This window comes from Micromonospora sp. NPDC051141 (assembly GCF_044455765.1).
Taxonomy (GTDB): Bacteria; Actinomycetota; Actinomycetes; order Mycobacteriales; family Micromonosporaceae; genus Micromonospora.
In genome coordinates, this window is the sequence record NZ_JBITFD010000009.1 from 137012 (window position 1) to 160750 (window position 23739).

At 73.9% G+C, this 23739-nt stretch carries 22 protein-coding genes and 1 riboswitch; of the genes, 11 read left to right on the forward strand and 11 right to left on the reverse strand.

The genetic code is table 11. The annotated features are described in order from the left end of the window. The first annotated feature begins 158 nt into the window (after positions 1 to 158). Together ACIA6B_RS18650 and ACIA6B_RS18655 are read left to right on the forward strand one after the other, a co-directional pair. On the forward strand, positions 159 to 1085 hold the full coding sequence (locus ACIA6B_RS18650) for an ABC transporter permease (RefSeq protein ID WP_396774797.1): 927 nt from the start codon (positions 159 to 161) through the stop codon (positions 1083 to 1085). Then, complete coding sequence (locus ACIA6B_RS18655) at positions 1082 to 2002, forward strand: carbohydrate ABC transporter permease (protein WP_396774799.1); 921 nt, start codon at positions 1082 to 1084, stop codon at positions 2000 to 2002. The genes ACIA6B_RS18650 and ACIA6B_RS18655 overlap by 4 nt, the downstream gene beginning before the upstream one ends. Here the strand turns inward: ACIA6B_RS18655 and ACIA6B_RS18660 are convergent, their stop codons facing one another. From ACIA6B_RS18660 to ACIA6B_RS18670, 3 genes are read right to left on the reverse strand one after another with little or no spacing between them, the layout of a single operon-like run. Next, positions 2003 to 2746 carry an amino acid ABC transporter ATP-binding protein gene (locus ACIA6B_RS18660; RefSeq protein WP_396774801.1) on the reverse strand — a complete coding sequence of 248 codons (744 nt, stop codon included), beginning with the start codon at positions 2744 to 2746 and terminating at the stop codon, positions 2003 to 2005. Continuing rightward, on the reverse strand, positions 2743 to 3522 hold the full coding sequence (locus ACIA6B_RS18665; protein WP_396774803.1) for an amino acid ABC transporter permease: 780 nt from the start codon (positions 3520 to 3522) through the stop codon (positions 2743 to 2745). The genes ACIA6B_RS18660 and ACIA6B_RS18665 overlap by 4 nt, the downstream gene beginning before the upstream one ends. Positions 3523 to 3560: 38 nt before the next feature. Further along, positions 3561 to 4415, reverse strand: coding sequence for an ABC transporter substrate-binding protein (locus ACIA6B_RS18670; RefSeq protein ID WP_396774805.1), 855 nt, complete (start codon positions 4413 to 4415; stop codon positions 3561 to 3563). A gap of 241 nt (positions 4416 to 4656) precedes the next feature. After that, positions 4657 to 4767, reverse strand: a riboswitch (SAM riboswitch). Between the two features lie 107 nt (positions 4768 to 4874). Between ACIA6B_RS18670 and ACIA6B_RS18675 the strand changes: the two genes are divergently transcribed. Genes ACIA6B_RS18675 through ACIA6B_RS18695 form a run of 5 tightly spaced genes read left to right on the forward strand, consistent with a single transcriptional unit; the run spans position 4875 to position 8678 of the window. Next, positions 4875 to 5315, forward strand: a complete 441-nt coding sequence (locus ACIA6B_RS18675; protein ID WP_396774808.1) for a hypothetical protein — start codon at positions 4875 to 4877, stop codon at positions 5313 to 5315. Positions 5316 to 5354: 39 nt separating this feature from the next. After that, positions 5355 to 5918, forward strand: coding sequence for a PadR family transcriptional regulator (locus ACIA6B_RS18680; protein ID WP_396774810.1), 564 nt, complete (start codon positions 5355 to 5357; stop codon positions 5916 to 5918). Then, a complete protein-coding gene (locus ACIA6B_RS18685) occupies positions 5915 to 7636 on the forward strand; it encodes an acyl-CoA dehydrogenase family protein (RefSeq protein ID WP_396774812.1) in 1722 nt (573 codons plus the stop codon). The genes ACIA6B_RS18680 and ACIA6B_RS18685 overlap by 4 nt, the downstream gene beginning before the upstream one ends. Before the next feature lie 50 nt (positions 7637 to 7686). Then, positions 7687 to 8229, forward strand: coding sequence for a GNAT family N-acetyltransferase (locus tag ACIA6B_RS18690; protein ID WP_107157374.1), 543 nt, complete (start codon positions 7687 to 7689; stop codon positions 8227 to 8229). Positions 8230 to 8267: 38 nt separating this feature from the next. Further along, positions 8268 to 8678: a type II toxin-antitoxin system Phd/YefM family antitoxin gene (locus tag ACIA6B_RS18695; RefSeq protein WP_396774814.1), complete on the forward strand. Its 411-nt coding sequence runs from the start codon at positions 8268 to 8270 to the stop codon at positions 8676 to 8678. A gap of 456 nt (positions 8679 to 9134) precedes the next feature. Here ACIA6B_RS18695 and ACIA6B_RS18700 read toward each other — a convergent pair whose 3' ends face one another. Then, on the reverse strand, positions 9135 to 10559 hold the full coding sequence (locus ACIA6B_RS18700; RefSeq protein ID WP_396774816.1) for a hypothetical protein: 1425 nt from the start codon (positions 10557 to 10559) through the stop codon (positions 9135 to 9137). Between the two features lie 390 nt (positions 10560 to 10949). Next, a complete protein-coding gene (gene pgi / locus ACIA6B_RS18705) occupies positions 10950 to 12584 on the reverse strand; it encodes a glucose-6-phosphate isomerase (protein ID WP_396775069.1) in 1635 nt (544 codons plus the stop codon). Positions 12585 to 12827: 243 nt separating this feature from the next. On the opposite strand from pgi, the gene ACIA6B_RS18710 reads away from it, so the two are divergent. The 3 genes from ACIA6B_RS18710 to ACIA6B_RS18720 all read left to right on the forward strand — a co-directional run bounded on the left by ACIA6B_RS18710 (position 12828) and on the right by ACIA6B_RS18720 (position 16517). After that, positions 12828 to 14768, forward strand: coding sequence for an ABC transporter ATP-binding protein (locus ACIA6B_RS18710; protein ID WP_396774818.1), 1941 nt, complete (start codon positions 12828 to 12830; stop codon positions 14766 to 14768). Between the two features lie 33 nt (positions 14769 to 14801). Continuing rightward, positions 14802 to 15866: a hypothetical protein gene (locus tag ACIA6B_RS18715; RefSeq protein ID WP_396774820.1), complete on the forward strand. Its 1065-nt coding sequence runs from the start codon at positions 14802 to 14804 to the stop codon at positions 15864 to 15866. Positions 15867 to 15968: 102 nt separating this feature from the next. Next, on the forward strand, positions 15969 to 16517 hold the full coding sequence (locus ACIA6B_RS18720) for an RNA 2'-phosphotransferase (protein WP_396774822.1): 549 nt from the start codon (positions 15969 to 15971) through the stop codon (positions 16515 to 16517). Here ACIA6B_RS18720 and ACIA6B_RS18725 read toward each other — a convergent pair. The 6 genes from ACIA6B_RS18725 to ACIA6B_RS18750 form a co-directional block, all read right to left on the reverse strand. Then, positions 16504 to 17775, reverse strand: a complete 1272-nt coding sequence (locus ACIA6B_RS18725) for a molybdopterin-dependent oxidoreductase (RefSeq protein WP_396774823.1) — start codon at positions 17773 to 17775, stop codon at positions 16504 to 16506. The two genes, ACIA6B_RS18720 and ACIA6B_RS18725, sit on opposite strands and share 14 nt — an antisense overlap. Before the next feature lie 87 nt (positions 17776 to 17862). Beyond that, positions 17863 to 18501 (reverse strand): hypothetical protein, encoded by a 639-nt coding sequence (locus ACIA6B_RS18730; RefSeq protein ID WP_396774825.1) that lies wholly within the window; start codon positions 18499 to 18501, stop codon positions 17863 to 17865. Then, on the reverse strand, positions 18498 to 19904 hold the full coding sequence (locus tag ACIA6B_RS18735; protein WP_396774827.1) for a selenium-binding protein SBP56-related protein: 1407 nt from the start codon (positions 19902 to 19904) through the stop codon (positions 18498 to 18500). The genes ACIA6B_RS18730 and ACIA6B_RS18735 overlap by 4 nt, the downstream gene beginning before the upstream one ends. Positions 19905 to 19920: 16 nt before the next feature. Continuing rightward, a complete protein-coding gene (locus ACIA6B_RS18740) occupies positions 19921 to 20646 on the reverse strand; it encodes an ABC transporter ATP-binding protein (protein WP_396774830.1) in 726 nt (241 codons plus the stop codon). Next, positions 20619 to 21452 carry an ABC transporter permease gene (locus tag ACIA6B_RS18745; RefSeq protein ID WP_396774832.1) on the reverse strand — a complete coding sequence of 278 codons (834 nt, stop codon included), beginning with the start codon at positions 21450 to 21452 and terminating at the stop codon, positions 20619 to 20621. Before ACIA6B_RS18745 ends, ACIA6B_RS18740 begins: the two co-directional genes overlap by 28 nt. Beyond that, the gene (locus ACIA6B_RS18750) at positions 21449 to 22420 is read right to left on the reverse strand and encodes an aliphatic sulfonate ABC transporter substrate-binding protein (RefSeq protein ID WP_396774834.1); all 972 of its coding nucleotides are present in this window, start codon (positions 22418 to 22420) and stop codon (positions 21449 to 21451) included. Before ACIA6B_RS18750 ends, ACIA6B_RS18745 begins: the two co-directional genes overlap by 4 nt. Before the next feature lie 142 nt (positions 22421 to 22562). On the opposite strand from ACIA6B_RS18750, the gene ACIA6B_RS18755 reads away from it, so the two are divergent. After that, on the forward strand, positions 22563 to 23729 hold the full coding sequence (locus ACIA6B_RS18755; RefSeq protein WP_396774836.1) for an LLM class flavin-dependent oxidoreductase: 1167 nt from the start codon (positions 22563 to 22565) through the stop codon (positions 23727 to 23729). The last annotated feature ends 10 nt before the right edge of the window (positions 23730 to 23739 follow it).

The window sequence follows — 23739 nt, forward strand, 5'->3', positions numbered from 1 at the left end:
TGCACGCACAGGGGGGGGGTTAACCCCCACAGCGGGCCCCCCCCCCGCCGCCCCCGGGCGCCGCCCCGCGGGGGCGGGCGGGGGGGGGGGGCCCCCCCCGCCCCCCCCCCGACGAGCCGGCCGCACCGGCCCGCCGCCGACCGCCCCACCGTCGCCGGGTGCCACTGCGCAGCCGGCTGCGCCGCGACTGGCAGTTGCTCGCCATGGTGGCGCCCGGCTTCCTGGTGCTGCTGGTCTTCAGTTACCTGCCGATCGCCGGCAACGTCATCGCGTTCCAGGACTACAACCCGTACCTGGGCGACAATCCGTGGCAGGCGTTCACGCACAGCAACTGGATCGGCTTCGGCCAGTTCCAGCTCCTCTTCGACGACCCGGCGTTCTGGGACGCGTTCCGCAACACGCTCGCCATCACCGCGTTCCAGCTCGTGTTTTTCTTCCCGCTGCCGATCCTGCTCGCGGTCATGCTGCACAACCTGCTCTCCAGCCGGCTGCGCGGCCTCGTCCAGACCGTCGTCTACCTGCCGCACTTCTTCAGCTGGGTGCTGGTGATCAGTTTCTTCGTCGCCATGCTCGGCGGCGCGGGGCTGCTGGCCCAGACCATGCGCGACGCCGGCATGCAGCCGTGGAACGTGATGACCAACCCGGACACGTTCATCGTCCTGGTCACCGCCGAGGCGGTCTGGAAGGACGTGGGCTGGGGCACCATCGTGTTCCTCGCCGCGCTGTCCACCATCGACCAGAGCCTCTACGAGGCCGCCGCGGCGGACGGCGCCGGCCGGTGGCGGCGGCTCTGGCACATCACGCTGCCCGGCCTGCGCCCGGTGATCGTGCTGCTGCTGATCCTGCGCCTCGGTGACGCGCTCTCGGTCGGCTTCGAACAGTTCCTGCTGCAACGCGACGCGGTCGGCCGGCAGGCCGCCGAGGTGCTCGACACCTTCGTCTACCACTTCTCCATCGCCACCGGGAACTACGGCTACGGCGCGGCGGCCGGCCTGTTCAAGGCCGTCGTCGGCCTGGTGCTGATCCTGGCCGCGAACCGGGTGGCGCACCTGCTCGGCGAACGAGGGATCTACTCGAAGTCATGACCGTGACCATCCGACGGCCGCCGCGTGCGCGGCCCCACCGCCCGGTGTGGGAGGAACCCCCCACCCGCGTCGGTCAGGCGCTCAAGGCCACCCTGCTCACCCTGCTGGTGCTCGGCGTCCTCTTCCCGCTCTGGGTGGTGCTGGTGACCAGCCTCTCGTCGCGCCGGACGATCGCCGACGCGGGCGGCCTGGTGGTGGTGCCGAGGGGCATCGACACCTCGGCCTACGCCACCATCTTCGCCGGCGGCGCGGTCACCCGGGCGCTGTGGATCAGCACGCTGGTCACCGTCTGCGGCACCGCGATCGCGCTGACCGTCACCGTGCTGGCCGCGTACGGTCTGTCCCGGCCGGGCACGGTGGGGCACCGCTGGCTGCTGGCGTACTTCCTGATCCCGTTCCTGGTCTACCCGCCGCTCGTGCCCCGCTACCTGGTGGTCACCGGGCTCGGGCTCAAGGACACCATCTGGGCGCTGGTGCTGCCGTCCGCGATCAGCGTGTTCAACCTGGTGGTGGTGCGCGGCTTCTTCCAGGGCATCCCGCAGGAACTGCTGGACAGCGCGCGTATCGACGGGGCCAGCGACTTCCGGACGCTGGGCCGCATCGTGCTGCCGTTGTCCCGTGCGGTGATCGCCGTGGTCGGTCTCTTCTACGCGGTCAGCTACTGGAACGTCTGGTTCGACGCGCTGCTGTTCATCGACCGCAACGACATGTACCCGATCCAGCGGGTGTTGCAGAGCTACCTGCTGGCCGGGCAGGCGCCGCACACCTCCGGCGCGGCCAGCGGGGTGACCATGCCGCCGACCGAGGCGATCAAGATGGCGGTGGTGGTGCTGACCGTCGCGCCGATCGTCGCGGTCTACCCGTTCATCCAGCGGCACTTCATCAAGGGGGTGCTGATCGGCGCGGTCAAGGGCTGATCAGAGCACCTGGGACAGGAACCGCCGCAACCGGGGGTGTTCGGGGGCCTCGAACACGGCGGCCGGCGGCCCGGCCTCCAGCACCCGGCCGGCGTCCATGAACGCGACCGTGTCGGCGACGGTGCGGGCGAAGCCCATCTCGTGCGTGACCACCACCATGGTCATGCCGGCGGCGGCGAGGTCGGCCATCACCGCGAGCACGCCCTTGACCAGCTCCGGGTCCAGCGCCGAGGTGGCCTCGTCGAAGAGCATCACCTGCGGGCGCAGCGCGAGCGCGCGGGCGATGGCGACGCGTTGCTGCTGGCCGCCGGAGAGCTGCGCCGGCCGGGCGTCGGCCTTCGCGGCGAGCCCGACCAGGTCGAGTTGGGCGCGGGCCACCGCCTCCGCCTCGTCCCGGTCGAGCACCTTCAGCTTCCGCAGCGCCAGCGTGACGTTGCGCAGCACGCTCAGGTGTGGGAAGAGGTTGAACTGCTGGAACACCATGCCGACGCGTTGCCGCAGCGCGTCCGGGTCGTCGCGCAGCACGCTGCGTCCGTCCAGCAGCACGTCGCCCCGGTCCGGCTCGATCAGCCGGTTGATCGTGCGCAGCAGCGTGGACTTTCCGGAGCCGGACGGTCCGATCACGCAGGCGGCGCCGCCCCGGGCCACGTCCAGGTCCGCGCCGCGCAGCACCCGGTGCGCGCCGAAGGCCAGGTGCACGTCGCGGACGGCGAGACTGACCGAGGTGACGGTGCCGGTGCTCATCGTGGGTCCCTTCCGGTCGGGGTGACGCCGGCCGGCGTCAGGTCGGTGTCGGGCTCGGGCGGCGGGGCGGCCGGGCGGCCCTGGCGCAGCCGCCGGTCCAGCCAGTTGACCGCGTGCGTCAGCGGCACGGTCAGCAGCAGGTAGCAGAGGCCGGCCAGCAGCAGCGCGGACTGGTTACCGGTGTTCGCCGCGTAGTCCTGCCCGATCCGGAACAGCTCCCGCTGGCTGGCCAGCAGGCCGAGGAAGTAGACCAGGCTGGAGTCCTTGATCAACGCGATGAGCTGGTTGACCCAGGCGGGCAGCACCCGGCGTACGCCCTGCGGGATGATCACCAGCCGCATCGACTCGGCCCAGGAGAAGCCGAGCGCCCGGGCGCCCTCCAACTGGGCGGTCTCCACGCTCAGAATGCCGGCCCGGAAGATCTCGCCGAGGTAGGCGGCGGCGATGAGCGACAGCGCCAGCACGCCCAGCGGGTAGGGGTTCGGGCCCCACACCTCCATGCCCAGCGGCGCGAGGCCGACGCCGATGAGCAGGATGGTGGCCGCGGCCGGCAGGCCGCGGAACACGTCGGTGTAGACCCGGGCCGGCCACCGCAACCATCGGGTACGCGAGATGCCGGCGACCGCCAGCAGCATGCCCAGCACCGAGCCGAGCAGGGCGGCGGAGGCGGCCAGGACCAGCGTGTTCGGCAGCCCGACGGTCAGCATCTCGGGCAGCGCCTCGCGCATCGACCCCCAGTCGAAGAACGTCTCCCAGAGGGTGCTCAGTGGATCCATGTCCGCTCCGTCCGTCCCGCTCGTGCCCGGTTACCGACTCAGGAGGCCGCCGACGGCGACGGCACGGCGACCGATCCGCTGCCGGGGGTGAAGTCGGCCGGGATCGGCCGCCCCGGGTAGTACCGCTCCTGGAGGCGGCTCCAGGTGCCGTCGGCGATCACCTGGTCGAGGCCCTTGTCCAGCGCCTCGCGCAGTCTGTCGTTGCCCTTCGCCACCGCGTACGCGGTCGGCGCGGGGCTGAGCTGCTTCGCCGCGACCTTGATCTTGCCGGCGCTGTCGGCCGCGGACTTGTCGCCGATCTCGGCGGGCGCGATCCAGGCGTCGGCGGTGCCGGCCTTGAGCTGGTTGACCGCGCCGTTGTAGTCGGGCACCCGCACCGGGTTCAGCTTCTCCCTGGTGGCGAAGTCGTCCTGCACGGTGCCCTGGACCACCACCACGCGCTTGCCGGCGAGCTGGTCGAAGCCGGTGATCGCGGAGCCGGCCGGCACGTCCAGGCCGAAGTAGCCGAAGTCGTAGCCGTTGCCGAAGTCGACGGTCTTCTTCCGCGCCTCGGTGACCGTGATCGAGGAGCTGCCCACGTCGAACTTGCGGTTGTTGACCTGGGCGAGCAGCGCGGAGAAGTCGGTGCCGACGAACTCCACCCGCAGGCCGACCTTCCCGGCGACGGCGCGCAGCAGGTCGTTGTCGAAGCCGGTGAACTCGCCGTCCTTGAGGAAGACGTTCGGCGGGGCGTCGGTGAGCGTGCCGGCCCGGATCACACCGGGTTGCCGCAGGCCGTACGGGTTGTCGGCCGCGTCGTCGGCCGACCCGCCGCAGGCGGTCAGCGCGGTGGCGGCGAGCACGGCGGCGGCGCCGAGCGCGGCGACGCGGGTCAGGGCGGTACGGATACGCACGATGTCTCTCCAGAGTGGACGAACACGCGGGACGCGTGCCGGTGCCGGCGCCGCCAGGCACGGCGGAGCCGGAAGGGTGGATCGGAAAGGGTGGAGCGGTCGCTCAGCGCGCGTCGCGACAGCGGTCGCTGCACACCCGCATCAGGTCGACGTGGCGACGCCTGACCAGCGCGGGGCCGGTCCGGATGGGGGGTGGTGCGAACATGGGTCTCCCTGGTCCGTCGGTGCTGACCTGGGTGCCAGGCCACGCTTGCGCCGACTGCGGCCGGCGCCTGGTCCTCACCCGGAGCACCCCACCGTGGCGGAGGGTTGCCGGCCAGCGAGCCGGGGCTTGACGCTGGCGCTCATGACCTGCCGAAAGGCTAGCAGCACCGGTGCGCCGGTCGTCCAGCCGTTATGACCACCCTCACGGCCGCGCCTTACCGGGCGGCTCCGGCCACCGGGACGCAGAATGGCCGGATGACCTCCCCGCGGGTGACCCTCGACGATCTCGGCGCCTGGCTGATCAAGGGCAACGCGGAGAAGACGGACCTGGCCGCCCGCTTCGCCGCCGACCCGACCGTGACCGGCTGGTGTGTGCGTCCCGGCTACCGGATCCGCCTGATGCGCGCCGGCCAGCCGGTGGTGTTCTGGGCCAGCGGCAGCCGGGGCCGACTCCCGTACGGCGTGTGGGGTCTGGGTCGGGTGGCCGGCGAGCCGCAGCCGGGGGAGCCGGGCGGGCCGTGGACGCTGCCGCTGGACCTGACCGTCCTCGACGAGCCGCTGCGGGTGCGTCGTGACGTGCTGCGCGCCGACCCCCGGCTGGCCGGCGCGGAGGTCTTCCGGCAGCCGCAGGCGGCGAACCCGTCCTACCTGACCGTGGCGCAGTTCGCGGCCGTGCGGGAGTGCCTGCCGGGCTAGGTGTTGCTATGCAACAAAGTGCATAGCATGATGGCCGGCATGTCGCTGGAGCACGCCATCCTCGTCTCGCTGTTGGAGCAACCCGCCTCCGGCTACGAGCTGGCCCGTCGCTTCGACCGCTCGATCGGGCGCTTCTGGACCGCCACGCACCAGCAGATCTACCGGGTCCTCAAGCAACTCGCCGAGGACGACCGGATCACCGGTGAGGAGATCGGTCAGGAGGGCTTGCCGGACAAGAAGCTCTGGTCGGTCACCCCGACCGGCCGGGCCGCGCTGGTCGGCTGGCTGCACGCTCCGGTGCGCCCGGAGGCGGTCCGGCACGAACTGGCCGTCAAGATCCGGGGCGCCGCGTTCGACGACGCGGCCGGGCGCGCGCTCCTGGTCGCCGAGGTCGAGCGCTACCGCGGCGACCACGAGACCGTCCTCGCCGGCTACCTGGCCGGCGAGCGCCGCGACTTCGGCTCCGCCGCACCCGACGCCCGGGCGGCGTTGCAGCACGTGGTGCTGCGCGGCGGCATCGCGTACGAGCGGATGGTGCTGACCTGGCTGGACGACGTCCTGGCCACCCTCCGCGACCTCGACCCGGAAAGGCCCCCCGCGTGAGCGACCCGCTGCTGTTCCATCCGCACCACTACGACCCCGCCGACCTCGACGAGACCTCGCGGCGGCTGCTGCGCGCCACCATCGACTGGTTCGAGACCCGGGGCAAGCGCGCCCTGGTCGACAGTTACCACGCCCGCGAGTGGTACGCCGACTTCCTCGACTTCGCCGCCCGGGAACGCCTCTTCGCCACGTTCCTCACCCCGTCCGCCGACGGCGGCGACGACGCCGACAAGCGCTGGGACACCGCCCGCAACGCCGCGCTCAGCGAGATCCTCGGCTTCTACGGGCTCGGCTACTGGTACACCTGGCAGGTCACCGTGCTCGGCCTCGGGCCGGTGTGGCAGAGCGGCAACGCCGCCGCCCGGGCCCGTGCCGCCGAGCTGCTCGACCAGGGGCACGTGATGGCGTTCGGCCTCTCCGAGCGTCCGCACGGCGCCGACATCTACGCCACCGACATGCTGCTCACCCCCGACGGCGCGGGTGGTTTCCGGGCCACCGGCGGCAAGTACTACATCGGCAACGGCAACGTCGCCGGGCTGGTCTCGGTCTTCGGCCGGCGCGCCGACGTCGAGGGCCCCGAGGGGTACGTGTTCTTCGCCGCCGACAGCCGGCACCCGGCGTACCGGCTGGTCCGCAACGTGGTCGCCGCCCAGATGTACGTCTCCGAGTTCCGGCTGGCGGACTACCCGGTGCGCGCCGAGGACGTGCTGCACACCGGGCCGGCCGCGTTCGACGCCGCGCTGAACACGGTCAACGTCGGCAAGTTCAACCTCTGCACCGCGTCCGTCGGCATCTGCGAGCACGCCATGTACGAGGCGGTCAGCCACGCCCACGGCCGGGTGCTGTACGGCCGGCGGGTCACCGACTTCCCGCACGTGCGCCGCGAGTTGACCGACGCGTACGCCCGGCTGGTGGCGATGAAGCTGTTCAGCGACCGGGCGGTCGACTACTTCCGCTCGGCCGGCCCGGACGACCGCCGGTACCTGCTGTTCAACCCGATGACCAAGATGAAGGTCACCACCGAGGGCGAGAAGGTGATCGACCTGCTCTGGGACGTCATCGCCGCCAAGGGCTTCGAGGCCGACACCTACTTCGACAAGGCCGCCAAGGACATCCGCGGCCTGCCGAAGCTGGAGGGCACCGTCCACGTCAACCTGGCGCTGATCCTCAAGTTCATGCCCAACTACCTGTTCCGACCCACCGAACACCCGGCGGTGCCGACCCGGCGGGACGCGGCCGACGACACGTTCCTGTTCCGGCAGGGCCCGGCACGTGGCCTCGGCGCGATCCGGTTCCACGACTGGCGCGCCGCCTACGACGCGCACGCCCACCTGCCCAACGTGGCCCGGTTCCGGGAACAGGCCGACGGGCTGGTCACGCTGCTCGCCACGCACGCGCCGGACGAGACGCAGCAGCGCGACCTGGACTTCCTGCTCACCATCGGCCAGCTCTTCGCGCTCGTGGTCTACGGTCAGCTCGTCCTGGAGCAGGCGGAGCTGACCGGTCTCGACCCGGACCTGCTCGACGAGATCTTCGACCTGCTGGTCCGGGACTTCTCCGGCTACGCCACCGAGCTGCACGGCAAACCGGCCACCACCGACGAGCAGGCCGCCTGGGCGCTCGCCCACATCCGCCGCCCGGTGGTCGACGCCGATCGCAGCGCCCGGACGTGGCAGCGGGTGGCCGACCTGGCCGGCGCGTACGAGATGCGACAGTGAGCGGCGAAATCGGCGGGCGGGACCGCGCGGTGGGCCGGTAGGTTGCACGGATGTTCGCGCTTGCCCTGACCGACGACGCCGAGCTGCGACCGTTGCAGCCCTGGCACGCCGACGAGTTCCTCGCCAACCTCGACCGCTGCCGGGAGCACATCGCGCCCTGGGTCGGCGCGTCCTTCGTGGCCACCGACGCCGAGTCGGCCCGCCGGGTCCTCCAGGCGTACGCGGACCGGTGGGCCCGCGACGACGGCGGGATCTGGGGCATCTGGCAGCGCGGCACGCTCGTCGGTGGCGTGCTGCTGGTGTCGCTGAGCACCGCTCGCGGCGTCTGTGAGGCCGGCTGCTGGCTGGAGGCGGACGCGGAGGGCCAGGGCCTGGTCACCCGGGCCGCCCGGGTGGTCATCGACTGGGCGGTCCGGGAGCGCGGCATCCACCGTGTCGAGTGGGTGACCCGGGCCGGCAACGAGCGCAGCATCGCGGTCGCCCGCCGGCTCGGCATGCGCCGCGACGGGGTGCTCCGGGACGCCGCGCCGGTGCCGGAGGGCCGGGCGGACATGGAGGTCTGGTCGGTGCTGGCGCCGGAATGGACGGCCTGAGAACGGTTCTTGTCGTACCCGGACGTCAACATGTGTCCATGGCTGTCCCCGCACTGGCCGACCGGTCCCCCCAGCCGCGCGCCCTGCCGCTGCGCGAGGTCCGCACCCGGCTCACCCAACTCGTCTCCCTCGCCGAGCTGACCGACACCGTCACCGTCGTCACGCGTGACGGCGACCCCCGCCCGATCGCCGCGATCGTGCCCGCCCCGGCCGCCCGCACCGGGGCCCAGGCCCGGGCCGACGCGGAGCGGATCGCCGCGATCAGCGCCGGCTGGGCCCGTCGCCTGGAGGAGCTGCACCGGCAGTCCAGCCGGCGGCACGCCGCCGAGCTGCGGGCCCTCACCGACGCGCTCGCCGAGGCGTGGGCCGAGCTGGACCGGCGCGCGCCGGCCGGCGACGCGACCCTCACCCGGCTCCGTGCCGCCCACGCCGACCTGCTGCGTCCCTGACCGCCCACGCCGACCTGCTGCGCCTCTGGCTGGCCGGGCCGACCTGCTGCGCCTCTGACCGGCCGGGCCGACCGACGCCCGGCGACAGGCGCCGCCCGTGTCCTCGGCCGAGGGCACGGGGCGCCACCGGCCCCGTCGCGCGGGTCGTCCGCACCGCGCGCCCGACCCGGGAGCCGCCCGGCCCGACCCGCCGGCGCCGCCGTGCCGCGCGCACCCCCGTGGCGCGCGGCACGACGGCCGTTCGAGCGGCGGTCCGAGCGACCGCCGCGGCTTCGGGGCGCGTCCCGGCCGCCGCCGTTCACGGCTTGACCGGGCCGTTGCCGCTTCATGGCTCGACCGGGCCGTTGCCGCTTCATGGCTCGACCGGGCCGCTGCCGCTCAGGGCTCGACCGGGCCGCTGCCGCTCAGCGCTCGACCGGGCCGCTGCCGCTCAGGGCTCGACCGGGCCGCTGCCGCTCAGGGCCCGACCGGGCCGGCGGCGGCGTCGGCGCGCAAACCGTGCGCGGCGAGGTCGTCGGCCACCTCCAGGCCGAGGCGCACCCCGCCGACGTTCTGCCCGAGGTCGACCCGGCCGTCGTCGTCGAGCGCGAACGCGTCGAACGACCAGTGCACGCCCAGATAGACGCGGCTCAGGCCGTTCTCCTCGATCATCTGCCACAGCCCGTCCGGGAAGCGGCGGGCCCAGCGCGGCCGGACCGTGCCGGTGTTGTCCACGCTGACGCCGTTCAGCTCGTCGGAGACGAACTCCAGCCCGTCGGCGAGGTCGTCCGGGCCGCGCCCGCCGCGCCCGTGGAACTGGCGCACCGTCTGCAACGCCGCCGCGCCGAACGTGGCGTGGCCGGAGGGGTAGGCCGGGAAGTTCGGCGTCCGGTTTTTCTGCCCGACGCTGTTGGTGTTCGGCGCGCCGAGCGGCAGCCAGCCGATGTCGCCGGCCGGGTCGAGCGCGTCGTCACCGGTGCCGGTCGGCCCCAGTGAGCTGTCGTGCTCCCGGATGCCGAGCACCGGTCGCCACAGGTCGTGGCGGTACTTCTCCGCCCAGCAGAGGATGCCGGCGTCGGCCATCGCGGCGTTGACGAGCGCGAAGAGTCGCGCGTTGCGGGCCGTGTCGTGGCCCTGGGCCCGGGCCACGGCCCGGACGATCTGGTTGTAGAACCGGGGCGGGGTGCCGATGCCACGCGCGCCGTCGTAGGCCCAGAACAGCCCGACGGCGGTCTCGGCGGCGGTCCGGCGCGGCAGCCGGTCCGGCAGCGCGCCGGCCAGGTGCGGCGCGACGCCCTTGCCCCGCACCTGGCGCAGCGCCCGCTCGTACGCCCGGTCGCCCGGGCGCGGCGGTGCGTCGAGCTGGTGCCGGGTGGTCACCGCGAAGCAGCGTGACCGCGCGCCGTAGAAGGGCGCGTGGTAGCCCTGCCCCGGGTTGTCCGGGTCGACGCGGTGGTGCGGGCGCGCCGGGGACGGCACGTAGCCGTCGTCACCGAGACCGGGGTCGCCGGCCCGCCGGCGCAGCACCTCCTCGGCGACCCGTCTACCGTAGGCGTGCCCGGCCGCGTCGTGCTTGCCGGCGACCAGGCCGGCGGCGAGGTGCCGGGCCTCGAAGAACGCCCGCTGTGCCGGGTGCAGGACGGCCAGCGTGGTCCGGGCCGCAGCCGCCACGGCGCTGTCCGGGTCCGCGTCGGCGGGTGGCTCCGGCAGCCGGTCGCCCAGCCACGGCTCGTACGCCCCGGTGACACCGACGTACGCGTCGTGCATGGCCAGGTGGACGATGGCCAGCGCGCGGGCGCTGCCCACCGGCCCCTGCGACTGCGCCTCGGTGACGTCGCCGGTGGTGTGGGTGACCCGGTTCGCCTCCAGGGCCACCTCGTTCCAGTACAGGATCTGATCCACGATTTCCCCCGTCGTGATCCGCTGTCGAATGGCGGCGGCAATGCCGTTTCCGCAACGGATCACGGGTGCGGGGAAATGGGTGCGCGCCAGCACGTCCGGAATGCTGTCCGGATCGGTGACGTGCGAAAAAGACTTTCCCCGTCGAGCCCCCGTTGCGAACCGGCGCCCCACTGCTCAGGTGGCCCGCCGCGCCGTCGTCGAAAGATGAATCGACGTCGGCTCATCCATGGTTGCGGCGGCCGAGGCGCGGGGTCAAGGTGAGACGCGGGTAAATGTGGCGACTGTCGGGGAGTAAGCAGTCGAGCAATTCGGGCAACCGAATGGCGGGCACGCGTCGTCGCAGGTCACGACGACGCCCGGGCGGTCGGGCCACCCGGGCGTCGGCGGAGGTCAGCTCCGGCCGCGCTCGGCGCGGTAACGGCCGATCAGCTCCGCGGTCGAGGTGTCCACCTCGGTCAGATCCGGGGCGGCTCCGGTGAGCTTCGGGGCGAGCTGGTTGGCCATCACCTTGCCCAGTTCCACCCCCCACTGGTCGAAGGCGTTGATGTCCCAGACCGCGGCCTCGGTGAAGACGATGTGCTCGTAGAGCGCGATGAGCTGGCCCAGCGTCGCCGGGGTGAGCTTCGGGGCCAGGATGGAGGTGGTCGGGTGGTTGCCCGCCATCACCCGGTGCGGCACCACGTCGGCCGCGGTGCCCTCGGCCTCCACCTGCTCCCGGGTGCGCCCGAACGCCAGCGCGGCGGTCTGGGCGAAGAAGTTCGACATGAACAGGTCGTGCATGTCGCCCAGGTCGTGGTTGGGCCGGCTGAACGCGATGAAGTCCGCCGGGATCAGCCGGGTGCCCTGGTGGATGAGCTGGTAGAAGGCGTGCTGACCGTTGGTGCCGGGCTCGCCCCAGAAGATCTCCCCGGTCGGGTACGTCACCGGGGAGCCGTCGACGCGTACCGACTTGCCGTTGCTCTCCATGGTGAGCTGCTGGAGGTAGGCCGGGAACCGGTGCAGGTACTGCGCGTAGGGGAGCACGGCGTGGGTCTCCGCGCCGAGGAAGTCCGAATACCACACGTTGAGCAGGCCGAGCAGCGCCGGCACGTTGCGCTCCACCGGAGTCGAGCGGAAGTGCTCGTCGACGGCGTGGTAGCCGGCCAGCATCTCGCGGAACCGGTCCGGGCCGATCGCCAGCATCACCGACAGCCCGACCGCCGAGGGCAGCGAGTACCGCCCGCCCACCCAGTCCCAGAAGCCGAACATGTTCTCCGGGTCGATGCCGAAGTCGCGGACCCGCTGCTCGTTGGTGCTGACCGCGACGAAGTGCCGGGCGACCGCGTCGTCGTCCGCGTCCAGCCCGGCGAGCAGCCAACGCCGTGCCTGGTCGGCGTTGGCCAGCGTCTCCTGGGTGGAGAACGTCTTCGAGACCACCACGAACAGCGTGCGCGCCGGGTCCAGGTCGGCGGTCTTGTCGTGGATGTCGGTCGGGTCGATGTTGGACACGAACCGGCAGGAGATCCCCGCGTCCCGGTACGCCTTCAACGCCTCGTACGCCATCACCGGCCCCAGGTCGGAGCCGCCGATGCCGATGTTGACCACGGTGGTGATCCGCTCACCGGTGTGGCCGCGCCACCCGCCGGAGCGTACCCGGTCGGCGAACGCCGACATCCGGTCCAGCACGGCGTGCACGTCGGCGACGACGTCCTGGCCGTCCACGTGCAGCGTGGCGTCCCGGGGCAGGCGCAGCGCGGTGTGCAGCACGGCCCGGTCCTCGGTGACGTTGATGTGCCGGCCGGCGAACATGGCCGCGATCCTCTCGGCGAGGCCGACCCGTTCGGCGAGCGCGGTGAGCAGCGCGACCGTCTCGTCGGTGACCAGGTTCTTGCTGTAGTCCACGTGCAGGTCGGCGACCTCGCCGGTGAGCCGCTCGCCCCGCTGCCCGTCGGCGGCGAAGAGGTCGCGCAGGTGGGTGGCGCGCATCGCCTCGGCGTGCTTGCGCAGCGCCTGCCATTCGTCGGTGGTGGTGACGTCCACAGCCATCGGGTCGATCTTCTCCTTCACGACGGGGCGGTCGGCGGGTTTTCGCCGGCGACCCCACCAGCCTGCCATCCGGGGCCGGTCACCGCGACGCGACCCGGCATCGCCCCACCTGCTGGGCGTGTCCCACCCGGCGTCGAGCCCGACCCGAGCCTGGCACGTCCGTTCGACACGCCGGTCACCGGCTGACACCCGTCGATCGCCGAACGTAATATCCTGCTGCCCGGTCCCCGTGTGGGAGGTGCCATGCCCCGAGTGGTCCACCCTCGTCCCCCGTCCGACCCGGACGAGCCGGCCGGTGAGTCGGCGCTGCCGGAGCTGGTCGATCCGCACTGGATGCACCGGGCCACCGAGCTGGCCCACACCGGCTTCTGGTCGGTGGCCCGCCGGCTGCCCGCGCTGGTCCGCGAGGCGGTCGGCCTGGCCTGGACGACCAGCCGCCGGGACACCACGGCGTCGCTCGGCCTCAACGTGGCCGCCGGGGTGCTCACCACGCTCGGCCTGCTCGCCACCACGGGTGTGCTCCAGCAGCTTTTCGCGGCCGGCCCGACGCCGGCCCGGATCCGGGCGGCGCTGCCCGCCCTGGTGCTGGCCGCGGCGGCCGTCACCACCCGGGGCGCGCTGACCGTCGCGGCCGGATGGGCGCAGGCCCGGCTCATCCCACAGATCAACTACGCGGTGGAGCGGCGGCTGTTCGAGACCACCTCCGCGGTCGAGCTGGCCGCTTTCGACGACGCCGGTTTCGCCGAGGAGATGGACCGTGCCCGCGACCGTGGGCTGGCCGAGGCCGGGTCCCTGGTCGACGACACGGTCAACCTGGTCACCGGCGTGGTGGGGGTGGTGGCCACCGCCGTCGCGGTGGCCGTCATCCACCCGTCGCTGCTGCCCTGTCTGCTCGTCGCCGCCGCCCCGGAGGCGGTGACGGCGGTGCGGATGGCCCGCCGGCAGCACGTCGACTGGCTCGCCCGGATCACCCGGCGCCGCCGCAAGTGGATGCTCGCCGACCTGATGGCCAACCGGCACACGGCGGCCGAGATCCGCGCCTACCAGATGCGCGACTTCCTGCTCTCGGAGTACCGCCTGATGACGCGTCTGGAGACCCGGGCCGAGCTGCGCCTGGCCCGGGCTCAGACGATCACCCGGGGTGTCGGCCTGTCCGTCACCGGAATCGCCACGTTCGGGCTCTACCTGGTGCTGGGCGCGTTGCTCATGGGAGGCGTGGTGGCGCTCGCGGCGGCGGCCACCGCGCTGCTCGCCCTCCAGTCCGCGCGTGGCAGCCTGCGCACCGCGATCTTCGCCACCAACTCGCTCTACGAGGACGCCCTCTACTACCAGGACTACCGGGACTTCCTCGACCGGGCCGACCGGCGGGTCCCGGCCGGTGGCGAGCGGCCGGTCGACGGGTTCGACCGGTTGGAGCTCGACCGGGTCAGCCTGCGGTACCCGGACACCGAGGGCGTCGCCGTCGACGAGGTCAGCCTCACGGTCCGGCGCGGCGAGGTGGTCGCGCTGGTGGGGGAGAACGGCTCCGGCAAGACCACGCTGGCCAAGCTGATCGCCGGCCTCTACCGGCCCACCGACGGCACCATCCGCTGGGACGGGGTGGACATCGCCGAGCTGGACCCGCGCCAGGTCGCCGCCCAGGTCGCGGTGATGAGCCAGGACTGGTGGAAGTTCCCGTTCACCGCCCGGCAGAACATCCGGGTCGGTCGCCACGACCGGGGCGGACGGCCCGGTCCCACCGTGGAGGCCGCCGCCCGGGACGCCGCCGCGCACGACATGATCAGCGAGCTGCCGTTCGGGTACGACACGCTGCTGGACCGGCAGTTCAAGGACGGTCAGGACCTGTCGGGCGGGCAGTGGCAGCGGCTGGTGGCCGCCCGCAGCCTCTACCGCGACGCCCGGCTGCTGATCTGCGACGAGCCCTCCGCCGCGCTGGACGCACGCGCCGAGCACGCCCTCTTCGCGCACCTGCGGCGGCACCCGGAACGGGCCGTCGTGCTGATCACCCACCGGCTGGCCAACGTGCGGCACGCCGACCGGATCTTCGTGCTGGACCACGGCCGCCTCGTCCAGCAGGGCGACCACGGCACGCTGATGGCCGCCGACGGCCCCTACCGGCAGCTGTTCGAACTACAGGCGGCCGGTTACCTGGCCGGCGCCGGCGAGCCGGCCGCCGAGCGTTGACCGCCAGCTCACGGGTCGGGCAGGATCGCCGGGATGTCCCGCCCCCGCCACGCCGCCGTCGTCGTGTTGGCCCTCCTGACCGCCGGCTGCGCCGCGTCCGGGCCCGATCCCGCCGTGTCCACCGCCGCGCCCGGGTCCGCCGGCGTGACGCCGGGCCGGCCGTCCGCCTCGACGGCGCCGTCGCCCGTGCCGGCCGCGCGGGCCGGGATCGGCGCCCGGCCGAGCGCCCCGACCCGGCCGTGCACCGTGTTCCCGGCCGACAACGTCTGGCACGCCGACGTCTCCCGGCTGCCCGTGCACGCCCGGTCCAGCGCGATGATCGGCGCGATCGGGGCCGGCGCGACCGTGCACGCCGACTTCGGCTCCGGGCGGTGGGCGGGCGCGCCGATCGGCATCCCGGTCACCGTCGTCGCGGCCGGGCAGCGGAAGGTCCCGATCACCTTCGGGTACGCCGACGAGAGCGACCCGGGGCCGTACCCGATCCCGCCCGACGCGCAGGTCGAGGGCGGCCCGGCCGGCACCGGCGACCGGCACGTGATCGTCTGGGACCGGGCCGCCTGCCGCGCGTACGAACTGTTCGACGCGCACCGCTCCGGCGCCGGCTGGCGGGCCGGCTCGGGCGCGGTCTTCGACCTGCGGGCGAATCGGATGCGGCCGGCCGGCTGGACCTCCGCCGATGCCGCCGGGCTGTCCGTGCTCGCCGGGCTGGTCCGCTACGAGGAGGTGGCCGCCGGCCGGATCGACCACGCGATCCGGGTGACCGTGCCGCGTACCCGGACCGGTTGGACGTGGCCGGCCGGTCACTCCGCCTCGTCCGTCACCGACCCCACGTTGCCGCAGCTCGGTCAACGGCTGCGGCTCAGGCGCTCGGTCGACCTGTCCGGGCTGCCCCGGCAGGCCCGGATCGTGGCCGAGGCGATGCGCCGCCACGGGCTGATCGTGGCCGACCACGGCTCGGCCTGGTTCGTCTCCGGCGCACCGGATCCGCGCTGGGACAACGACGCGTTGCACGCGCTGGACCGCCTGCGCGGCAGCGACTTCGAGGTGGTGGACGCCGCCGGCCTGATGGCCGACCCGAAGTCGGCCGCCGTCCGCTGAGCCCTCGCCGCCGTCCGCGGAACCCGGCCGCCGTCCGCGGAACCCGGCCGCCATCCGTCGAACCCGGTCGACGCGGCGCGGCCGAGCGCCCACACTGTCCGGATGGAACACCGTGACCTGGTTCGGATGAGCAGACGGATGTCGCTGGCGTTGCGGCACCGTCCCGACCGGTTCGGCCTGACGCTCGACCGGGCCGGCTGGGTGCCGGTCACCGACCTGCTCGCCGCGATGCGGATCAGCCGCGTCGAGTTGGACGCCGTGGTCGCCGGCAACGACAAGCGACGCTTCGCGGTGGAGCCCGGCCCGGACGGGGCCGACCGGATCCGCGCCAACCAGGGCCACTCGGTCCCGGTCGACCTCGGTCTGACGCCGGCGTCGCCGCCCGGCCGGCTCTACCACGGGACCGCCGACGAGGTGCTGGACGCGATCCGGGCCGAGGGGCTGCGGCGGGGACGCCGACACCACGTACACCTGTCGCCGGACGTGGCGACGGCCCGGCGGGTCGGCGCGCGGCGTTCCGGCACGGTGGTCGTGCTCGCGGTCGACGCCGCCACCATGGCCGACCACGGCTACCTGTTCTACCGGTCGGCGAACGGGGTGTGGCTGACCGACACCGTCCCGCCCGGCTACCTGACCGTCAGCACGCCGTGACCGGGTGCGCCACCACGGCGTCGAAGGCGTAGGCAAGCGTGTTCGGCTCGGCCCGGTCGGGCTGGCCGGCGCCGGTGCGGTCGGTGGCGCGGGCCCGCAGCGTGTGCCGGCCGGCGGCCGGTGGACGCCAGCGCGCGGTCCAGCGCTGCCAGGGGCCGCCCCGGTCGGCGGCCACCAGGTCGGCCGGGCGCCACCCGTCGCCGGTGTCCACCTCGACCCGTTCGATCGGGCCGGTGCCGGACCAGGACCGGCCGCGCAGCAGCAGCTCCTCGCCGGCCGGCACCCGGGCGTCCCAGGCCAGCTCGAACGCGCTCTTCACCGGCTGCGCGCCGAGCACCGCGCCGCCGTCCGGGTGGCCGGGGCCGAACAGCCGGTAGAACCGGGTGTTCCAGGGTGAGAACAGCGGCGTGGTGGAGACCTCCACCGGCCCCACCCACTTGATCGAGGAGATGCCGATCCAGCCGGGCACCACCACCCGCACCGGGAAGCCGTGGTCGGCCGGCAGCGGCGCGCCGTTCATCTCGTACGCCAGCAGCACGTCGTCGAGCGCCTTGGCGACCGGCAGCGGCCGGCGGACGCGGCCCAGGTCGATTCCGCCGGTGACGTAGTGCGGGTCCAAACCCTCGGGCATCACGTCGACCGCGTCGTCGCGCAGGCCGGCCCGGCGCAGCACGACGCCGAGCCGGACGCCGCGCCAGCGGCCCACGCCCACACCGCCCAGCCCCCAGGCCACGCCCGGGGCCGGCTCGCCCTGCTGCGTGGCGAAGAACCGCCGCCCGTTGCCGGCACACTCGACAAGCGCGGTGCTCTCCTCGGCCGGCAGCCGGCGCAGCTCGTCGAGGCTGAACTCCACCGGCGCGGTCCGGGTCGGCGCGCCGTGCAGCCCGTCGCCGAACAACGACAGCCGCCAGGTGGCCGGGTCGAGTCGCGGGGTGACGGTGTGGTTGCGGACGAAGAAGCGGTCGGTCGGGACCACGTATCCCTGACCGGCCATCGCCGACCAGTGCATCTCGGCGTTGGTGTCCAACCGGCGCAAAAGCTCCGGCGGCAGCGGCTTGGCGATCGGTGGGTCGACGCCGACCGGGACGGCGGTCACCGCGACCGGCTCGCGTTCCGCGGCGGCGGCGGTGACCGCGGCCATGGCGGCGCCGAGCTCCCGCAGCGCGTCACGGTCGACGCCGTCGCCGCGGGCCGCACCGGCGAGCCACTGCCGGCTCCGTTCGGTGTCGTGGGCGGCTTCGGTGGGGGACAGGCTCACGGGGACCTCCGGACTCGGCGACACTGCCTTTCCTATTGAATCAGTAGGAGTTGACTGTCGTCGACGTGGGCCTGCCGTACGCGACCCTCAGGCGGCGCCGAGCAGGGTGACCAGCCCGGCGGCCACCAGCACGCCGGCCCACAGCCGGTCGACGTTGAACCAGGCCCGGCGCAGCACGCCGACGCCGAGCACCTCGTACACCAGCAGCGCGACCGCCAGCGCGACACCGAGCATGGCCCCGGTGTGCACGGCCGCCGCGGCGAGCCCGGTCAGCGCGCCGGCCGGCGCGGCGGCCAGGTGCCCGGCGTGCGGGCCGGCGCCGACCGCCGGCTCGGCGAGCAGCACCGGCAGCAGCATCAACCCCGCGCCGTGCGCCGCCGACATCAGGAACGACCAGGCGGTGAGCTGGGCCGCCGACAGCCGCATCCCGGCCCAGCGGAAGTGCCTGTCGGACAGCAGCCGCCACAGCCCGAACCCGACCAGCAGCACCCCGCCGCCGACCGCGACCGCCGTGCCGGCCGTCACCGAGCGGGTGGCGCTGACCAGCGCGGCGACCACCGCCACCGACGCCACGTGCCCGGCCGCGATCGGCGGCAGGGCGGCCAGCAGCGCGGCCCGACGGCGTTCCTGGAGGCCCCGGGCCACCGCGAACAGCCAGCCCATCGCCGGGTTCAGGCCGTGGAACGCGCCGAGGCCGACAAGCGCCGCCCAGGTCGCGCCGGTCACGGGAAGCAGTACGAGTCGGACGAGGCGTCGCCGCCCTGCAACCGGGTCTGGTGCACCCGCCGGCCGCGGAACTCCTCGCCGCGCGGGAAGAACCGTGGGTCCGGCACGAGGCCACCGTGCTCCTCGTCGACGTCCAGCTTCGCCACCCAGGCGCCCACGCCGTCGGGATAGAACTGGTCGTCCCAGGCCCCGTAGAGCGAGTTGCTGACGTAGACGCGGCGGCCGTCGCGGCTGATCTCCACCATCTGCGGGCCGCCGGCCAGCGGTTCGTCCGGGAACGCCGGGTGCGGGGTGCGGTCGACGATGCCGCCCAGGCGCACCGAGCCGACCCGCACCGGGTGGAACGGGTCGCTGACGTCGTAGCGGATCAGCTCGCCGGTGCCCCAGCAGGAGACGTGCAGGAACCTGTCGTCCACCGACAGGTCGATGTCGGTGACCAGCGGCGGCACCGCCCCGAACGGTTTGAGCAGCTCGGGCAGGTCCGCCGCGTCGGCCGGCTCGGCCGGGATGTCGATCACCTTGGTCACCGCCCAGGCGTCGCCGTCGCGGTGCCACAGCCAGACCGAGGCGGACAGGTCCTCGACGCTGATCACCACGCCGACGAAGCCGTACGACTTCGTCGGGTCGTGCGCGGGGCGCAGCTCCAGCGCCATCTGGTACGCGTCGCCGAGGTCGACGCGTTGCACGTGCCGACGCTTCGCCAGGTCCCAGAAGTGCAGCGCGTGCCCGTAGCGGCGACCGAGCAGCAGCTCACCGACGATGCCGTCCTCGATCATCGACGGGGTGCCCCACTCGCTGGTGACCAGCACGTCCTGCGTGTAGTGCCACCAGAAGTCGTACGCCAGGAACTGCGGTCCCCGGTCGGCCTCCCACGCGCCGCGTACCTCGAACGTGGTGTGGTCGAGCACCGCGATGCCGCCCGGCCCCTCCTCGCCGTCGGCGCCGCCGAGCGCGGAGACGTAGATGCCGTCCGGCCCGCAGTGCACGGTGTGCGGGCGGGAGTACCCGGCGCGCTCGGCCAGCTCCTTCGCCTCGATCACCTTCACCAGCTCGGGCCGGCGCGGGTCCGGTTTGGTGTCCAGCACGTGGATGCGGGACGAGCGCAGGCCGGGCACGATCAGGTAGCGGCGTTCCACGTGCGGGTGCGGCGCGGTCGGGCAGAGCGCGCTGCTGCACGCGTTCCAGCCGAAGTGGTGCAGCTCGTCGCCGGTGTGCGGCAGCTCGGTCCAGCCCACCACCCGGCCGTACGTGTCGGACTCCGGGTCGGTGTCCAGCACCGCGATGGCGTCCGGTTGCCGGCCGGCGCGGTCGAACGCGGCCACGTACGCCAGCTTCTCGGCCGGCGCGGCGGCGGCCAGCGTGGGGGAGGGGTAGAACGTCGGGTCCGGGGTCCAGCGGGTCATCGGTGCTCCATCATGGTCACGAGGTGGGTACGCCGAGGCGGTCGAGCAGCCGGCGGCGCAGCGCGCCGAGGGCCGGGTCGTCGGGGCTCGGGGCGGGGCCGAGGCCCACCGGGACCTCCTCGGCGATCACGCCTCCGTCGAGCAGCAGGACGCGGTCGGCGAGCAGCAGCGCCTCCTCCACGTCGTGGGTGACCAGCAGCGCCGCGAAGCCGTGCTGGGCGCGCAGCCGGCGCAGCAGCCCCTGCATGCGCAGCCGGGTCAGCGCGTCGAGCGCGCCGAACGGCTCGTCGAGCAGCAGCAGGTCCGGCTCCCGGACCAGCGCGCGCGCCACCGCGACGCGCTGCGCCTGGCCGCCGGACAGCTCGGCCGGCCAGGCCCGGCCCCGGTCGGCGAGCCCGACCTCGGCCAGCGCGCGGCCGACCCGGTCGCCCACGCCCGGCCCGATGAGGCCGAGCGCCACGTTGTCGGCCACCCGCTTCCAGGGCAGCAGCCGGTGCTCCTGGAACACCACCGCGGCGGTGCCGTGCACCGCGTGCTCGCCGCCCGCGTCGTCGTCCAGCCCGGCCAGCACCCGCAGCAGCGTGCTCTTGCCGGAGCCGCTGCCGCCCAGCAGCGCCACCGTCTCCCCGGCGGCGACGGTGAGGTCGACCCCGGCCAGCACCACGGCGGGGCCGAAGGACCGGGTCACCGCGCGTGCGGTGAGCACCGGCCCGGTCAGGTCGCGCGCAGCCCGCGTCGCCACGTCAGCGTCCTCCGTTCCGCGAACCGGATGAGCAGGTCCGAGGCCAGGCCCAGCAGCGCGTAGACGAGCAGGCCGAGCACCACCACGTCGGTCTGGCTGAACTCGCGGGCCTCCATCATCAGGAAACCGACGCCGGTCTGGGCGTTGACCTGCTCGCCGACGACCAGGCTCAGCCAGGCCGCGCCGATGGCCAGCCGTAGCCCGAGGAAGAGCGCGGGCAGCGCGCCCGGCAGTACCACGTGCCGGAGCCGGGCCGCCGCGCCGAGTCCGCAGGTGCGGGCCGCCTCGACGAGACGCTCGTCGATGTCGCGAATGCCAGCGTACAGGTTGAAGTAGATCGGGAAGAACGCGCCGAGCGCGACAAGCGTGACCTTCAGCGACTCGCCGATGCCGACCCAGATGATGAGCAGCGGGACCAGGCCCAGGTGCGGCAGCATCCGGGCCATCTGCACCGGCGGGTCGACCAGGTCGTCGCCGAGGCGCAGCAGCCCGGCCGCGGCGCCGAGCGCCAGCGCCAGGCCGCCGCCGATGAGCAGGCCGAGCGCGGCGCGGGTGAGCGAGTCGAGCAGGTGCGTGCCGAGCGTGCCGTCGGCGGCCAGCCGCGCGCCGGTGGCCAGCACCGTGCTCGGCGCCGGCAGCTTCTCCGCGGAGAGCAGGCCGGTCCGCGCGGCGGCCTCCCAGGCGACCACCAGCGCGACCGGGCTGACCAGCCGCCACCACCGCCGGCCGGTGTGGGCCCGTGGTCGTCGGGGCGCCGGCGACGGTACGACCGGGGCGGGCGCCTCGGCCAGCGCCGGGCCGGTCACCGGAACGCCTCGGTGAACCGGTCGTCCACCCGGCCGGCGATGTCCACCGGTCCCGGCACCAGCTTCAGCGCCACGAAGCTGTCCGCGATGGCCTGCAACTCGCGGCCGATGTCCGGGGTGACCGGGGCGAGCGGCCGGGCGCTGCGGGCCAGTGCCCGGGTGGTCACGTCCAGCGGGATCTTCAGCTCCGGGGCGAGCACGGCGGCCCGCTCCGCCGGGTGGGCGATGCCCCAGTCGGTGGTCCCACGGTAGGTGTCCAGGAAGGCCCGGACGTCGTCCGTGCGGTTCTTCACCGCGCCGGGCGCGGCCAGCACGTACTCCCGGTTGCCGGCCAGGCCGGTGGCGTCGGCGAGTACCCGCACGCCGGGCCGCTCGGCCAGCGCGAAGTAGGGGTCCCAGATGATCCACGCGTCGACCTGCCCGTTGTCGAACGCGGGTCGTCCCTCGGCCGGCTTGAGGTACTTCACGTTGAGGTCGGCGAGCGTCATCCGGTTCGCCTCCAGCAGCTTGACCAGCAGCCAGTGCACGTTGGAGCCCTTGTTCAGCGCGACCGTCCGCCCGCGCAGGTCGGCGAAGCTCCGGTACGGGCTGTCCGCCCTGACCAGCACCGCCTCGCCCTGCGGGATGGGCTCGGACGTGCCGATCACGGAGAACGGGATCTTCCCGGCGGCGGCGAAGACCGGCGGGGCCTCGCCCACCTGTCCGATGTCGATGGAGCCGGCCTTGAGCGCCTCGGTGAGCGCGGGGCCGCTCTCGAACAGCGACCAGGTGACGTTCTTCGCGGTGCCGCGCGCCTTGACCAGGCTGAGCCCGCCGAAGCGTTGGTAGCCGATCCGCAGCGGTCCGCCGTCGCCGTCGCGGGCGTCGGCGGCCTCCCCGCCACAGCCGGTCAGCGTCGCGGCGGCGAGCAGGACGAGCGTGGTGAGCAGCGCGGTCACCCGGCGGCGGGGTCTCGACGGGGTACGCATGACGACTCCTCGGAAGGGGCGGGGCCCGGCACGTCGGCGGGCGTCAGCAACCTACCAACCCGATAGGTTTTATGGGTAGTCTGTTGGCGCGGTCGTCCCACCCCTCAGGAGGCGGCCCGCCCGACCCGCGCCGGAGGCCCCCATGTCGCTCACCTTCCACTGGTTCCTGCCGACCTACGGCGACAGCCGGGACATCGTGGGCGGCGGGCACGGTGTGCCGGTGGGCACCGCCGGGGGCGCCCGCCCGGCCGACGTGGCCTACCTCGGCCAGATCGCCCGCAGCGCCGAACAGCTCGGCTTCGTCGGCGCGCTGACCCCCACCGGCGCGTGGTGCGAGGACGCCTGGCTGACCACCGCCATGCTAACCCAGGTGACCGAGCGGCTGAAGTTCCTCGTGGCGTTCCGACCGGGCCTGCTCTCACCCACGCTCGCCGCGCAGATGGCGTCCACCTTCCAGCGGCTCTCCGGCGGCCGGCTGCTGCTCAACGTGGTCACCGGCGGCGAGTCCACCGAACAGCGGGCGTACGGCGACTTCCTCGACAAGGACGCCCGGTACGCGCGTACCGACGAGTTCCTGCACGTGGTGCGCGCGCTGTGGCGCGGCGAGACGGTCGACCACGACGGCGCCCACCTCCGCGTCTGCGGCGCCCGGCTGGGCCGGCTGCCCGACCCGGTGCCGCCGGTCTACTTCGGCGGGTCGTCCGCCGCCGCCGGGCCGGTGGCCGCCCGGCACAGCGACGTCTACCTGACCTGGGGCGAGCCGCCCGCGCAGGTGGCCGACAAGCTGGACCGGATCCGTGGGTTGGCCACCGCCGCCGGCCGCGAGCTGCGCTACGGCATCCGGCTGCACGTGATCAGCCGGGACACCGCCGACGAGGCGTGGGCGCAGGCCCGCCGGCTGCTCGACGGCATCGCCGAGGACGACATCCGGGCCGTGCAGGAGGGGCTGCGGCGCAGCGAGTCCGAGGGCCAGCGGCGGATGCTGGACCTGCACGGCGGCTCCCGCGACCGGCTGGAGATCGCGCCCAACCTCTGGGCCGGGGTGGGGCTGGTCCGGGGCGGCGCGGGCACCGCGCTGGTCGGCAGCCACACCGAGGTCGCCGACCGGATCGCCGACTACCACGCGCTCGGCATCGACGAGTTCATCCTCTCCGGCCACCCGCACCTGGAGGAGGCGTACTGGTTCGGCGAGGGCGTGCTGCCGATCCTGCGCCGACGTGGCCTGTGGCGGCACCCGGCCGGCGAGCCGGCCGTCGAGGCGTCGGTCGGCGTGCCGTTCGCACCCCGGCCGGTGCCGGCCCGGGGTTGAGACGCCGGCG